Annotated in this window: 15 protein-coding genes; all 15 read left to right on the top strand. The window is 52.1% G+C overall.

Annotated elements, in window-relative coordinates:
* The first annotated feature begins 492 nt into the window (after positions 1–492).
* The 15 genes from PsAD13_RS17705 (at position 493) to PsAD13_RS17635 (ending at position 14,445) form a co-directional block, all read left to right on the top strand.
* The gene (locus tag PsAD13_RS17705; RefSeq protein ID WP_057465615.1) at positions 493–858 is read left to right on the top strand and encodes an NADH-quinone oxidoreductase subunit A; all 366 of its coding nucleotides are present in this window, start codon (positions 493–495) and stop codon (positions 856–858) included.
* The gene (locus tag PsAD13_RS17700; protein ID WP_057465614.1) at positions 849–1,433 is read left to right on the top strand and encodes an NADH-quinone oxidoreductase subunit B; all 585 of its coding nucleotides are present in this window, start codon (positions 849–851) and stop codon (positions 1,431–1,433) included. Before PsAD13_RS17705 ends, PsAD13_RS17700 begins: the two co-directional genes overlap by 10 nt.
* A gap of 100 nt (positions 1,434–1,533) precedes the next feature.
* Positions 1,534–2,136, top strand: coding sequence for an NADH-quinone oxidoreductase subunit C (locus tag PsAD13_RS17695; RefSeq protein ID WP_057465613.1), 603 nt, complete (start codon positions 1,534–1,536; stop codon positions 2,134–2,136).
* A gap of 14 nt (positions 2,137–2,150) precedes the next feature.
* Entirely contained in the window at positions 2,151–3,335 is a 1,185-nt protein-coding gene (locus PsAD13_RS17690) for an NADH-quinone oxidoreductase subunit D (protein WP_057465612.1), read from the top strand.
* Positions 3,335–4,135 carry an NADH-quinone oxidoreductase subunit NuoE gene (nuoE, locus tag PsAD13_RS17685; protein WP_057465611.1) on the top strand — a complete coding sequence of 267 codons (801 nt, stop codon included), beginning with the start codon at positions 3,335–3,337 and terminating at the stop codon, positions 4,133–4,135. The genes PsAD13_RS17690 and nuoE overlap by 1 nt, the downstream gene beginning before the upstream one ends.
* 3 nt (positions 4,136–4,138) lie before the next feature.
* On the top strand, positions 4,139–5,440 hold the full coding sequence (gene nuoF, locus PsAD13_RS17680) for an NADH-quinone oxidoreductase subunit NuoF (RefSeq protein WP_057465610.1): 1,302 nt from the start codon (positions 4,139–4,141) through the stop codon (positions 5,438–5,440).
* 5 nt (positions 5,441–5,445) lie between these two features.
* A complete protein-coding gene (locus tag PsAD13_RS17675; RefSeq protein WP_063305297.1) occupies positions 5,446–5,796 on the top strand; it encodes a pentapeptide repeat-containing protein in 351 nt (116 codons plus the stop codon).
* Positions 5,793–7,889 (top strand): NADH-quinone oxidoreductase subunit NuoG, encoded by a 2,097-nt coding sequence (gene nuoG, locus PsAD13_RS17670; protein WP_063319015.1) that lies wholly within the window; start codon positions 5,793–5,795, stop codon positions 7,887–7,889. The genes PsAD13_RS17675 and nuoG overlap by 4 nt, the downstream gene beginning before the upstream one ends.
* Positions 7,890–7,902: 13 nt before the next feature.
* Positions 7,903–8,976: an NADH-quinone oxidoreductase subunit NuoH gene (gene nuoH / locus PsAD13_RS17665; RefSeq protein ID WP_063319014.1), complete on the top strand. Its 1,074-nt coding sequence runs from the start codon at positions 7,903–7,905 to the stop codon at positions 8,974–8,976.
* Positions 8,973–9,209 carry a hypothetical protein gene (locus tag PsAD13_RS17660; protein ID WP_063319013.1) on the top strand — a complete coding sequence of 79 codons (237 nt, stop codon included), beginning with the start codon at positions 8,973–8,975 and terminating at the stop codon, positions 9,207–9,209. The genes nuoH and PsAD13_RS17660 overlap by 4 nt, the downstream gene beginning before the upstream one ends.
* A gap of 122 nt (positions 9,210–9,331) precedes the next feature.
* Positions 9,332–9,820 (top strand): NADH-quinone oxidoreductase subunit NuoI, encoded by a 489-nt coding sequence (nuoI, locus tag PsAD13_RS17655; RefSeq protein WP_057465605.1) that lies wholly within the window; start codon positions 9,332–9,334, stop codon positions 9,818–9,820.
* Between the two features lie 76 nt (positions 9,821–9,896).
* Positions 9,897–10,511: an NADH-quinone oxidoreductase subunit J gene (locus PsAD13_RS17650; RefSeq protein WP_057465604.1), complete on the top strand. Its 615-nt coding sequence runs from the start codon at positions 9,897–9,899 to the stop codon at positions 10,509–10,511.
* A gap of 112 nt (positions 10,512–10,623) precedes the next feature.
* Positions 10,624–10,932 carry an NADH-quinone oxidoreductase subunit NuoK gene (gene nuoK / locus PsAD13_RS17645; RefSeq protein WP_057465603.1) on the top strand — a complete coding sequence of 103 codons (309 nt, stop codon included), beginning with the start codon at positions 10,624–10,626 and terminating at the stop codon, positions 10,930–10,932.
* 7 nt (positions 10,933–10,939) lie between these two features.
* Positions 10,940–12,919: an NADH-quinone oxidoreductase subunit L gene (gene nuoL, locus PsAD13_RS17640; protein ID WP_057465602.1), complete on the top strand. Its 1,980-nt coding sequence runs from the start codon at positions 10,940–10,942 to the stop codon at positions 12,917–12,919.
* The gene (locus PsAD13_RS17635; protein WP_057465601.1) at positions 12,919–14,445 is read left to right on the top strand and encodes an NADH-quinone oxidoreductase subunit M; all 1,527 of its coding nucleotides are present in this window, start codon (positions 12,919–12,921) and stop codon (positions 14,443–14,445) included. The genes nuoL and PsAD13_RS17635 overlap by 1 nt, the downstream gene beginning before the upstream one ends.
* Positions 14,446–14,458 lie beyond the last annotated feature (13 nt).

Raw genomic sequence — 14,458 nt, 5'->3', positions numbered from 1 at the left:
GGACAAGTTTTTGCGGGCAGGGACTTAAAGTGTAGCAAGTAGTGCAGGCCCATGGGTATTGCCCCGCGACTCTTCAATTGAGACATTTTGACTATTTACGCAGAACTACGCAGGAAAATGCACCAATTTTATTGTCCGATTTTAAGTCTTGAGTAGTTTTCCCAAGCAATTGTTAGAAAACGTCATTTTTCTATTTTAATATGAGTATTTTACTCATAATATATATCTCTAGGTTTTTAGCGGCTTTTTAGTGCCCGCCTCTCGAGAATGTGATCTTCTCGCGGCGTAAGGCACTCTTTCCGACCCGATTTACTCCGTTGTAAGGTCTTGCGCAGATGGTGGGGCTAAGCTAATCGTGCGTTGCGGTGCGACTAGATACACCGGATCCTAGGGTGTCCTTCCAAATCTTACGCCCTACTTTCTGCCGTGTGTGCAGTGCACCAAGAGTTTTATTGGTCGCATGACCTGTTACGTCCAGGGACGGATATACAAATGGAAGACCTCCTCAGGGAGTACATCCCGATTGTCGTCTTTATCGGTGTTGCCCTCGTTATTGGCCTCGCGCTTCTCATTGCCCCGTTTATCGTAGCTTTTAAGAATCCAGATTCTGAGAAGCTCTCCGCTTACGAGTGCGGCTTTAATGCCTTTGATGACGCGCGTATGAAATTCGACATCCGGTTTTATCTGGTATCGATCCTCTTCATCATCTTTGATCTCGAAGTTGCTTTCCTCTTCCCATGGGCTGTTGCTTATGGCGGACTGGGCTGGTTTGGCTTCGTTTCCATGATGATCTTCCTGGGCGTGCTCACGATTGGGTTCATCTATGAATGGAAGAAGGGAGCGCTGGAATGGGATTGATCTCTGACGGCTCCAAGCCTCTTGTTTCTGAAGCTCCAAAAGGGATCATTGATCCCAACACAGGCCGCCCGGTGGGCGAAAATGATCCGTTCTTCATGAATGTGAACAACGAGCTTTCTGATAAAGGTTTTCTGGTTACTTCCAGTGAAAGTCTGATTCAGTGGGCACGTACCGGTTCGCTCATGTGGATGACGTTTGGTCTTGCTTGTTGTGCAGTGGAAATGATGCAGATGTCGATGCCGCGTTATGACGCAGAGCGTTTCGGCTTTGCTCCTCGTGGCTCCCCACGTCAGTCTGACGTGATGATTGTTGCAGGAACACTGACCAACAAAATGGCACCTGCGCTGCGTAAGGTTTACGACCAGATGCCAGAGCCTCGCTATGTGATCTCCATGGGATCATGTGCAAATGGCGGCGGTTACTACCACTATTCCTATTCTGTTGTGCGCGGATGTGACCGGGTTGTTCCGGTTGACATCTATGTGCCGGGTTGTCCTCCAACTGCTGAAGCGCTGCTTTATGGTGTGCTGCTGCTGCAGAAGAAGATCCGCCGCACAGGTACGATTGAAAGATAAATTACAGGTCGTGCACTTTCGTGGTGCGCGGCCTTATCGACATTGCTGGCATGGGGTTCCTTGCCATTTGTGAGATGTCCAACCTATAGGAAACAAGGTAATGGACGAGACGCTTAGCGAACTCGGTGAATTTATCGAGCTAACGCTTGGAGACAAAGTTAAGGGCTGGTCGGTTGCTTATGGCGATCTGGCTCTTAATGTGTCCCATGATCAGATTATCAATGTTTTGCGTTTCCTGCGCGATGACGCGCGGTGCGGCTTTGTAGCATTGGTTGATATTTGCGGTGTGGACTGGCCAGCTCGGGAAAAACGTTTCGACGTTGTGTACCACCTGCTTTCCCCCGTTCAGAACTTGCGCGTTCGCGTGAAGGTTCAGACAGATGAGGCCACTCCGGTTCCTTCTGTTATCTCCATTTTCAAGGGTGCTGAATGGTTTGAACGTGAAGCCTACGATATGTACGGCATTTTGTTCACCGGTAACCCGGATCTGCGGCGCTTGCTGACTGACTACGGTTTTGACGGTTTCCCGCTTCGCAAGGATTTTCCTCTGACAGGTTATGTAGAGGTTCGTTACGACGACACCAAGAAGCGTGTTGTTTATGAGCCTGTGCAGCTTACTCAGGAATTCCGTAGTTTTGATTTCCTCTCACCATGGGAAGGTACTGACTATGTGCTTCCTGGTGATGAAAAAGCATCGAACTGAGGCACGGGTAGAGAATGGCTGAGGCTCAGGTACGAAACTTTAATATTAACTTTGGTCCGCAGCACCCTGCGGCGCACGGTGTGCTTCGTCTGGTTCTTGAACTGGACGGTGAGGTGGTCACGCGCGTTGACCCGCATATCGGTCTGCTGCACCGGGGTACTGAAAAACTGATCGAGCACAAGACCTATCTTCAGGCTGTGCCTTACTTCGACCGGTTGGACTATGTAGCACCAATGAATCAGGAGCATGCCTTTGCTCTTGCGGTTGAACGCTTGCTGGGCATTGAAGTGCCAAAGCGCGGTCAGCTGATCCGTGTGCTTTACTCTGAAATTGGACGTTTGCTGTCACACCTTTTGAACGTGACGACGCAGGCGATGGATGTTGGTGCGTTGACGCCGCCGCTGTGGGGCTTTGAGCCTCGCGAAGAGCTTATGGCGTTTTATGAGCGCGGTTGTGGTGCTCGTATGCACGCGGCTTATGTGCGTCCGGGCGGCGTGCATCAGGATCTTCCTGCTCAGTTGCTTGAGGACATGTGGAACTGGTGTGATCCGTTCCTTAAAACCCTTGACGACATTGAAGGCCTTCTGACTGACAACCGTATCTTCAAACAGCGTAACGTTGATATCGGCGTTGTTGATCTTGATGAAGCCTGGGCTATGGGCTTTTCCGGTGTGATGGTTCGTGGTTCCGGTGCGAAGTGGGATTTGCGCAAGTCGCAGCCTTACGAGTGCTACGATGAGATGGAATTCGACATTGCAATCGGTAAGAACGGCGACTGTTACGACCGTTACCTGATCCGCATGTTTGAGATGCATCAGTCTGTTCGCATCATTAAGCAGTGTCTGGAGATGCTGGGTAAGGAAACTGGCCCTGTTTCTTCAACCGATGGTAAAGTGGTTCCACCAAAGCGCGGTGAAATGAAGCGCTCTATGGAAGCTCTGATCCATCACTTCAAACTTTACACCGAGGGTTATAAGGTCCCTGAAGGCGAGATTTATGCAGCCGTTGAGGCGCCAAAAGGCGAATTCGGCGTGTATCTCGTTTCTGATGGAACCAATAAGCCTTACCGCTGCAAGATCAAGGCTCCTGGCTTTGCTCACCTGCAGGCGTTGGATTACCTGTGCCGCGGCCATATGTTGGCTGACGTTGCCGCTGTCATCGGTTCCATCGATATCGTATTTGGGGAGATTGACCGGTAATGTCAGTGCGTCGTCTTCATCACGAACAGCCAGAGTCTTTTGAGTTCTCTCCAGAAAATCTGGAATGGGCGAATAAAGTTATCGCGCGTTACCCGGAAGGGCGTCAGGCATCTGCTGTCGTACCAATTCTGTGGCGTGCGCAAGAGCAGGTTGGTTGGGTGACCGAGCCAGCGATCCGTGCGATCTCTGAAATGCTCGATATGCCTCGCATCCGTGTTCTGGAAGTGGCTACCTTCTACACCATGTTCCAGCTGCAGCCGGTCGGTAAAAAAGCACACATTCAGGTGTGTGGTACGACCCCTTGTCAGTTGCGTGGTTCTGAAGAGCTTATCAAAGTTTGTAAAAGCAAGATCTCCGAGACCCCTCATACCCTTTCCGAAGACGGAAACTTCTCTTGGGAAGAGGTTGAGTGCCTTGGTGCTTGTGTAAACGCGCCGATGGTGCAGATCTTCAAAGACTTCTATGAGGATCTGGATGTTGAGAAGTTTGAAAAGCTTCTTGATGACATTGCAGGCGGAAAGCCGGTTCTGCCGGGCCCTCAGGGTGTTGACCGTATCTTTGCGGCGCCAGAGGGTGGTCCAACCACATTGCTGAATATTGAGGACACCACTAAGGGTGCACCTCAGGAAGCGATCGTTGTTGACGGTTCCGATGCAGCGTCACGGCACCATGCAGGTGCTGCTCTGAATACTGGCGGTGCTGGTTATACTGGTGTTCCTCGTCCAGCTGAGGCTGGTGTTGCGGAGTTCTTGGAGAGCCACCGCAAAGCTCAGGAAGCCAAAGCGAAAGGTGAGGGGTAAGCGATGCTGAACGATTCCGATCGTATCTTCACCAATATCTATGGTCTGCATGACTGGGGGCTCGAAGGAGCTCGTCAGCGCGGGTCATGGTCTGGTACCAAAGACATTATTGACAAAGGTCGCAGCTGGATCATCGACGAAATGAAGACTTCCGGTCTTCGTGGTCGTGGTGGTGCGGGCTTCCCGACTGGCCTGAAGTGGTCCTTCATGCCGAAGGAAAGCGATGGTCGTCCGGCCTATCTCGTGGTCAATGCAGATGAGTCCGAGCCGGGCACCTGTAAAGACCGTGAAATCATGCGTCACGATCCTCACCATCTGGTTGAGGGCTGCTTGCTTGCTGGTTTCGCGATGGGTGCTATTGCTGCGTACATTTACGTGCGCGGCGAGTTCATTCGTGAACGTGAGCGTCTGCAGGCTGCGATTGATCAGGCATATGATGCTGGCCTGATCGGCAAGAACAACAAGAACGGCTACGACTTTGATATCTACGTGCACCACGGTGCAGGGGCTTACATCTGCGGTGAAGAAACTGCACTGCTGGAAAGTCTTGAAGGTAAAAAAGGTCAGCCGCGTCTGAAGCCTCCGTTCCCTGCGAACATGGGTATCTATGGCTGCCCAACCACAGTGAACAACGTGGAATCCATTGCTGTTGCTCCGACCATCTTGCGTCGTGGTGGTGCATGGTTCTCCGGTATTGGCCGCGAAAACAACGCTGGCACAAAGCTGTTCTGTGTTTCCGGACACGTGAATAAACCTTGTACCGTTGAAGAAACCATGGGTATTCCGTTCAAGGAACTGATTGAAAAGCACTGCGGTGGTATCCGCGGCGGCTGGGACAATCTGCTGGCGGTTATTCCGGGTGGTTCTTCTGTTCCTTGTGTGAAGGGCGAAGAGATCCGTGACGCCAAGATGGACTTTGACGGTCTGCGCGAAGTTGGCTCTTCCCTGGGTACAGCTGCTGTGATCGTGATGGACAACTCCACGGACATCATCAAAGCGATTGCCCGTCTGTCCTACTTCTACAAACACGAGAGCTGCGGTCAGTGTACGCCGTGCCGTGAAGGCACGGGCTGGATGTGGCGCGTGATGGAGCGGATGGTCAAGGGCGAGAGCTCTTATGAAGAAATCGACATGCTGTTCAAAGTAACCAAGCAGGTGGAAGGACATACGATCTGCGCGCTTGGTGATGCGGCTGCATGGCCTATTCAGGGTTTGATCAAAAACTTCCGCCCTGTGATTGAAGATCGGATCGATCAATACGTTGCTACGCAGCGCACACCGACCGACAAGATTGCAGCGGAGTAGGGGATATGAAGATCAGCAATGAGAAAAAACGTCTGAATGTGAACGAAAGCGACCTTTCCGGTTCTTTGTTTGTGGATTGCAATCTGTCTGGTTGCTCTTTCACGAATGTGAATCTGTCCGGTGGCCGCATCAACGACGTTAATCTCTCAGGCTGGTCTATCCTTGATGCAAACCTTTCTGGTTGGTCAGTCGAGAAAGTCAATCTTTCTGGGCTGATCCTTGAAAATGCCAATCTGGCTGGCGCTAAACTCAAAAGCTGCCGGCTTGAGGGCATGACCATCGATGGAATTGAAGTGACTGAGCTTCTTGAAGCTTATCGGGCTAAAGAAGCTAAGGGTGAGGATGCCAACGCATGACCAAGCTTGTCGTCGACGGCAAAGAAATTGAAGTTCCTGCGGAATATACCGTTATGCAGGCCTGTGAAGAGGCCGGCGCGGAAATTCCTCGGTTCTGTTTTCATGACCGGCTTTCTGTAGCCGGCAACTGCCGCATGTGCCTTGTAGAAGTAAAAGGCGGACCGCCAAAACCGGTTGCCTCTTGTGCAATGGGCGTGCGCGATCTGCGTCCGGGACCAGAAGGCCAGCCACCAGAGATTTTTACAAAATCTCCTATGGTGAAAAAGGCGCGTGAAGGTGTGATGGAGTTTCTCCTGATCAACCACCCGCTGGACTGCCCTATCTGTGACCAAGGCGGTGAGTGTGATCTTCAGGATCAGGCCATGGCTTACGGTGTAGATAGTTCCCGTTATGCGGAAAACAAGCGCGCGGTTGAAAATAAATATGTCGGTCCGCTTGTTAAGACGATCATGACACGCTGCATTCACTGCACGCGCTGTGTTCGCTTTACGACCGAGGTTGCCGGTGTTTCCGAACTGGGCCTGATTGGCCGCGGTGAAGACGCCGAGATTACCACTTATCTTGAAGAAGCGCTTTCCTCCGAGCTGCAGGGCAACGTGATTGACCTTTGCCCGGTTGGTGCTCTGACTTCTCGCCCATACGAGTTCAATGCTCGTCCATGGGAACTGGTGAAGACAGAAAGCGTTGATGTGATGGACGCTCTTGGGTCTGCTATCCGTGTGGATACACGCGGTAAAGAAGTCATGCGCATCATGCCTCGCCTCAATGAAGAGGTGAACGAGGAATGGATCTCCGACAAAACCCGCTTTATCTGGGATGGTCTGAAGACACAGCGTCTGGATCGCCCATATGTGAAGCAGAACGGCAAGTTGGCTCCTGCGAGCTGGACTGACGCTCTGAATGCGGTTGCGTCAAAGGTGAAAGCGGCTGGTGGTGTTAAAACTGCTGCGATCGCTGGTGACCTTGCTACTGTTGAAGAGATGTTCGCTCTGAAGGCTCTGATGGAGAGTGTTGGTTCAGCCAACATGGATTGCCGTCAGGATGGTGCTCAGCTCGATCCGTCGCTTGGCCGGACAACCTATCTGTTTAACTCTTCCGTGGAAGGTATTGAAGACGCTGATGCAATTCTGCTCGTGGGTGCTAATCCACGTGTTGAAGCGCCAGTTCTCAATGCGCGCATCCGTAAGGTTTGGCGTCATGGCGGTGCAAAAGTTGGTCTGATTGGCCAGCCTGCAGACCTGACTTATGATGTGGATTACCTCGGTGCTGGTCCGGACACTCTGGCGGATCTTGCTTCTGGCAAGAATGCATTTGCAGAGGTCCTGAAGAACGCGAAGAATCCAATGATTATCGTTGGTGAAGGCGCGATTGCCCGTGAAGACGGTGCTGCTGTGCTGGCTGCTGCTGCCAAGCTTGCTGAAAGCGTTGGTGCTGTGAGCGATGAGTGGAACGGCTTTAACGTTCTGCACACTGCTGCCAGCCGCGTTGGTGGTCTGGATATCGGACTTGTTCCGGGTGAGGGCGGTCTGGATACTGGTGGTATTCAAGACGCAGCTGCTAAAGGCGACCTTGATGTTGTGTTCCTGCTTGGTGCAGATGAACTGGACATGGCGTCCTTCGGTGATGCGTTTGTTGTTTACATCGGTACACACGGTGACCGCGGTGCACACCGCGCTGACGTTATTTTACCAGGTGCTGCTTACACCGAAAAACCAGGGACATTTGTGAACCTGGAAGGCCGTGTACAGCTGGCAAACCGCGCTGCATTCCCTCCTGGTGATGCACGTGAGGACTGGGCGATCATTCGTGCACTTTCCGGTGCACTTGGTAAGCCGCTTTCCTTCAACAGTTTTGCGCAGTTGCGCGGTGCTGTTATTGAGGCCGTTCCTCATATGGCGAATGTAAATTGCATCGCGACCGGTGTTGCTTCGGATGTTTCCAAGCTTGCCGCGCGCGGTGGTGATATGAATGGTGCCGGTTTCGCACAGGCATTCAATGATTTTTATCTAACCAACCCGATTGCCCGAGCTTCAGCGGTGATGGCCGAGTGTTCCGCTCTTGCCATACAGCGCCGAGCTGAGGCGGCGGAATAAGGGGACGGTGAGCATGGAAGCTTTTTTCTGGGATTATGGCTGGCCGCTGATCATCATGCTCTTCCAGAGCGTGTTGTTGATGGTCGTGCTGCTGCTGATCGTTGCTTACATTCTATACGCTGACCGTAAGATCTGGGCTGCTGTCCAGATCCGTCGTGGTCCTAACGTTGTTGGCCCCTGGGGCTTGCTGCAGAGTTTTGCGGATCTTTTGAAATTCGTTTTGAAAGAGCCAGTAATCCCATCGGGATCTGATAAGTTCCTGTTTTTGTTTGCACCGCTGATTACAGTGGTTCTTTCCCTCGCTGCATGGGTGGTTATGCCTGTTGCGGATGGCTGGGTGATTGCAAACATCAACGTGGGTATTTTGTATGTGTTCGCGATCAGCTCCCTTGGAGTTTACGGCGTGATCATCGGTGGTTGGGCGTCCAACTCCAAATACCCGTTCCTGTCAGCTCTGCGTTCTGCAGCTCAGATGGTTTCTTACGAAGTGTCTATCGGCTTCGTGATCGTAACTGTTCTGCTTTGCGTTGGTTCGTTGAACCTGACCGAGATCGTTTATGCGCAGCAGGCTCGCGGGCTTGCTCACGTGCTGGGCGTTCCATGGTTGTCTATTTTGAACTGGTACTGGTTGCCGCTGTTCCCGATGTTCGTGGTGTTCTTTGTTTCTGCACTTGCTGAAACAAACCGTCCTCCATTTGATCTGGCAGAAGCGGAATCCGAACTGGTTGCGGGCTTCATGGTTGAGTACGGCTCTACCCCTTACATGATGTTCATGTTGGGTGAGTATGTGGCGATCTCCTTGATGTGTGGTCTGATGACCATCCTGTTCATGGGTGGCTGGTTGCCTCCATTGGATATCGCACCGTTCACATGGGTGCCTGGTGTCGTCTGGTTCCTGCTCAAGAGTTTGTTGGTGTTCTTCTTCATCTCCATGGCGAAAGCAATGGTCCCGCGGTATCGCTATGACCAGCTGATGCGTCTGGGGTGGAAAGTCTTCCTGCCGCTGTCACTGGCAATGGTGTTCATCGTGGCCTTCGTGCTGATGTTCATGGGCTGGACCCCACCAGTGGGTGGGTTCGGAGCATGATTTCCATCGCCGGGTTAATCGGCGGTGTCATGGGAATTTACCTTGGATGGCTGAACTACCGTCTCCTTCTTGGATTTATGGAGGCAGCCATCAACAAAGGAAAAGAGCGCAACCCAGCTGAAAAAGGTTGGGTTGAGCTGGCGGAACCGACGATCCGCAAAGTCATTTTTACCCTGACGATAATCGGGATTCCGATTATCGTATATCTCGCCGGAGCTAGCATTGCTCCTTAATTCGAGAGGAAAGGGTAACGAGAACCTAGTATGACTTCTTAGAAGTGCTCATAGGTTCTCTTGGATTGTAATCGATCTTCCATGCCGGTGGCATGTTCGATCAAGAAAGGGCTGTAAAGGCTATGGGACTGGGACAGGCCGCAAAGTCGTTGCTTTTGAAGGAGTTCGTATCGGCGTTTTTTCTTGCCATGCGTTACTTCTTCAAGCCAAAGCCGACGATTAACTATCCCTTTGAGAAGGGTGCTGTAAGCCCGCGTTTTCGCGGTGAACACGCCTTGCGCCGGTATCCGAACGGAGAAGAGCGCTGCATTGCTTGTAAGCTGTGTGAAGCGATCTGCCCTGCGCAGGCCATTACGATTGAAGCTGGACCTCGTCGTAATGACGGGACACGCCGTACCACTCGCTACGATATTGACATGACCAAGTGCATTTACTGCGGGTTCTGTCAGGAAGCGTGTCCGGTGGATGCGATCGTGGAAGGCCCGAACTTTGAATTTGCGACCGAGACGCGGGAAGAGCTGTTCTACGACAAGGACAAGCTGCTTGCGAATGGGGAGCGTTGGGAGCGTGAGATCGCTCGCAATATCGAATTGGATGCTCCGTACCGTTAAGGTAACGGGAGTGGATTGTGTCCGGTTGGGGCTTTGCACTGACCGGGCGAGACAATAGGACAAAGGCAACCTAAAAATGGTTTTGCAGGCCCTGTTTTTCTATCTGTTTGCCGCACTTGCGGTGGCCTCTGCCTTCATGGTGATTGCTTCTCGCAATCCGGTTCACTCAGTGCTGTTCCTCATCCTGTGCTTCTTTAATGCAGCCGGGTTGTTTGTACTGATTGGTGCCGAGTATCTGGCGATGCTTCTGGTTGTTGTCTACGTGGGTGCGGTCATGGTGCTGTTCCTGTTCGTGGTCATGATGCTGGATGTTGACTTTGCCGAAATGCGTCAGGGGTTCTTGCAGTATTTGCCAATCGGCGCGCTGATTGGTGCAATTCTGCTGGCTGAACTTTTGATGGTTGCCAGTGGCTGGTACATCGCTCCTGGCATGCTAGGTGAAGGGTCCGCCCCGACACCTCCTGTTGAGCAGACACAAAATATCGCCGCTATCGGTGAATTGCTTTACACCCGCTACATTTACTGGTTCCAGGTTTCTGGTCTGGTGCTGCTGGTTGCAATGATCGGTGCGATTGTATTGACCCTCCGCCATAAGCCGGGCGTACGCCGTCAGAACATCTCTGAGCAGGTTGCCCGTCGTCCTGAAACTTCGATCGAAGTGGTCAAAGTTGAAAGAGGCAAGGGGTTGTAAGACGCGTTTGTAACGGGTCTTCATCATTAATTCGTGCCGGAGAAAAGGCCTTCCTCTTGAAGGTTCCTTCTCCGGAATTTGAATAGAACACGGGGAGCACTGAGAGGCGCCCATGGAAATTGGCATAGCGCACTATCTCGGGGTCGCAGCGATCCTATTCACCATCGGGATCTTTGGCATCTTTCTCAACCGAAAGAACGTCATCGTGATCCTGATGTCTATCGAGCTCTTATTGCTCGCAGTTAATATCAACCTGGTGGCATTTTCCTACTTCATGCAGGACATGGTTGGTCAGATCTTTGCGCTCCTGGTCCTTACCGTTGCAGCAGCAGAGGCGGCCATTGGTCTTGCTATTCTGGTTGTTTACTTCCGTAACCGCGGCTCTATTGCCGTGGAAGACATCAATATGATGAAAGGCTGAGGGGCGGATGTTTTCAGCAATCGTTTTTCTGCCGTTGCTTGGCTTCCTGATTGTCGGAATGTTCGGCAATCGGCTTGGGGTCAAAGCCAGCGAGTACATCACCAGCGGCTTTATGATTGTCGCAGCCCTTTTGTCATGGGTGGTGTTTTTTCAATACGGCCTTGGGTCGGAGAGCACGCAGATTGTGACAATTTTCCGCTGGATCACCTCCGGGGATCTGTCGGTTAACTGGACAATTCGTGTTGATACACTCACCGCAGTGATGCTGGTGGTTGTGAACTCCGTTTCCTGTCTGGTTCACATTTACTCTATCGGGTACATGCACCACGATCCGCATCGTCCGCGGTTCTTTGCATACCTGTCTTTCTTTACCTTCTCAATGTTGGCACTGGTCACCTCTGATGACTTGCTGCAAATGTTCTTTGGTTGGGAAGGCGTTGGTCTGGCATCCTATCTATTGATCGGGTTCTGGTACAAGAAACCTTCTGCCAATGCGGCTGCGATGAAAGCATTCATCGTCAACCGTGTGGGTGACTTTGGTTTCGCTCTGGGTATCTTCGGTGTTTTCTACCTGTACGGTTCCATCGACTTCGCAACGATTTTCAGCAGCGGTCCTTCTCTTCTTGAGAATAAAGAACCTGTTCTGAACTTCCTTGGCTATGAGTTGATGCCTGAAGCAGCGCTGACAGTTGTCTGTCTGCTGCTCTTCATGGGTGCCATGGGTAAATCAGCTCAGTTCCTGCTTCACACCTGGTTGCCGGATGCGATGGAAGGCCCAACGCCTGTTTCCGCGCTGATCCACGCAGCGACCATGGTGACAGCTGGTGTGTTCATGGTTGCGCGTCTTGCGCCAATCTTTGAACTTGCGCCAACGGCCCTGACTGTTGTGACCTTCTTTGGTGCGACGACTGCCTTCTTTGCAGCGACCATTGGCTGTGTGCAGAACGATATCAAGCGCGTGATTGCCTATTCCACCTGTTCTCAGCTGGGTTACATGTTCGTGGCGCTGGGTGTTGGTGCATTCGGTGTTGGTATCTTCCACCTGTTCACACACGCGTTCTTTAAAGCGCTGCTGTTCTTATGCGCTGGCTCCGTCATTCACTCTGTGTCTGACGAGCAGGACATGCGTAAGATGGGTGGTCTGCGTAAGCACATTCCATGGACCTACTGGACCATGATGATTGGTACGCTGGCACTGACTGGTTTCGGTATTCCGTTTACCTACATCGGTACAGCTGGCTTCATCTCCAAAGATGCGATCATTGAAGCTGCTTATGTTGGTCACAACATGTTTGCCTCCTATGCCTTCTGGGCAACGGTGCTTGCAGCTGCGCTGACCAGTTTCTACAGCTGGCGTCTGGTGTTCATGACCTTCCACGGCAAGACCCGTGCTTCTGTTGATGTGATGAAACACATCCATGAGAGCCCATGGGTTATGCTTGTACCGCTGCTGTTGCTTGCACTTGGTGCAGCTTTTGCCGGTATGGTGTTCAAGGATGCCTTTATTGGTGCTGACTATCTCAGCTTCTGGAAGAATGTCTTTGGCGGTACGAACAGTGAGCTCGCAGTCATTGAAGAAATGCATCACGTCCATTGGCTCGTGAAGCTTTCCCCATGGCTTGCAATGGCTGGCGGTTTCATCATCGCTTACCTCTTCTACATCGCTAAACCAGATATGCCGAAGGCTCTGGCAGAGCGTCATAAACCTCTGTACCTGTTCCTCCTGAACAAGTGGTACTTTGATGAGCTTTATGACTTCCTGTTCGTGAAACCTTCCCTGGCTCTTGGCCGCTTCCTGTGGAAGCGCGGTGACGGCACTGTGATTGACGGACTTGGTCCTGACGGTGTTGCCTCACGCGTTCAGCAGGTTACCGGTTGGGTTGTTCGGTTGCAGTCTGGCTACATCTATCACTATGCATTTGCCATGTTGATCGGGGTTGCCTTCTTCGTGACCCTGGCCATGTTCTCCGGTGGGGGAGTTCATTAATGAACGACTGGTCCATCCTTTCCATCACAACATTTCTCCCACTGGTCGGTGTGTTCTTCATCCTGCTGGTGCGGGGAGATGACCCAGATGCGAAAACGAATATTCGGCGTGTTGCGCTGATTACGACGAGTTTCACATTTATCGTCTCCTTGTTCATCTGGGGCGGGTTCACCAACGAGAACCCTGGCTTCCAGATGGTGGAGAAGCACAACTGGTTTGGTGATACCTTCACCTACCACATGGGCGTTGACGGCATTTCCATGCTGTTCGTGATCCTGACTACTTTCCTTATGCCGCTGTGTATTCTGGCGAGCTGGGAAAGCATTCAGACCCGCGTCAAGGAATACATGATCGCTTTCCTCGTACTGGAAACACTGATGATCGGTGTGTTCTGTTCGCTGGATCTGGTTCTGTTCTACGTGTTCTTTGAAGCTGGCCTTATTCCGATGTTCCTGATCATCGGTGTTTGGGGTGGTCCGCGCCGCGTTTATGCAAGCTACAAGTTCTTCCTGTACACCTTGCTCGGCTCCGTGCTGATGCTGGCGGCTATCATGGCCATGTACTGGCAGGCTGGTACGCTGGATATTCCAACTCTGCTTAATGAGAGCGAATTCCCGGCAGCGATGCAGACGTGGTTGTGGCTGGCCTTCTTCGCAAGCTTTGCAGTGAAGATGCCAATGTGGCCTGTTCACACCTGGTTGCCAGATGCTCACGTGGAAGCGCCGACGGCTGGTTCTGTTGTTCTGGCTGCGATCCTGCTGAAGATGGGTGGTTATGGGTTCCTTCGGTTCTCACTACCAATGTTCCCAATTGCCAGTGATATGTTCGCACCGTTCATCTTTACGCTGTCTGTTGTGGCGATCATCTACACCTCACTGGTGGCGCTGGCTCAGGAAGACATCAAGAAGTTGATTGCCTACTCATCCGTTGCTCATATGGGCTTCGTGACCATGGGTATCTTCTCTGCCAATGCGCAGGGTATTGAAGGCGCGATCTTTATGATGTTGGCTCACGGTCTGATCTCTGGCGCACTGTTCCTGTGTGTTGGCGTGATTTATGACCGGATGCACACCCGTCAGATTACGGCTTATGGTGGTCTCGTGAACAACATGCCTCGTTATGCGGTGGCGTTCATGATCTTCACCATGGCAAACGTTGGTCTACCAGGAACTGCCGGCTTCGTGGGTGAATTCCTGACTATGATTGGTGTGTTCCAGGTGAACACGTGGGTGGCGTTCTTCGCTGCGACTGGTGTGATCCTGTCTGCTGCTTACGCTCTGTTCCTTTACCGCCGCGTCGTGTTTGGTGCGTTGGAGAAGGAAAGCCTCAAGTCTATGCTGGACCTGACAGGCCGTGAGAAGCTCATCCTGGCTCCGCTGATCATTTTGACTATCTTCTTCGGGTTCTACCCAGCAGCAGTGCTGGATGTGACGTCCGCGTCCGTTGGTGCCCTTATCGAAAACTACAATGCCGCGCTTGATGCAGGGGGTCTTGCCCATGCAGCCGCTGCAGTGTCTAGCCATTAACAGGGGACCGTGC

Origin of the sequence: Pseudovibrio sp. Ad13, assembly GCF_001623225.1 — a bacterium.
In the GTDB taxonomy this organism is placed as follows: Bacteria; Pseudomonadota; Alphaproteobacteria; order Rhizobiales; family Stappiaceae; genus Pseudovibrio.
The sequence above is the reverse complement of the archived record's forward strand: the minus strand, read 5'-3'. Positions and strand labels throughout refer to the sequence as shown.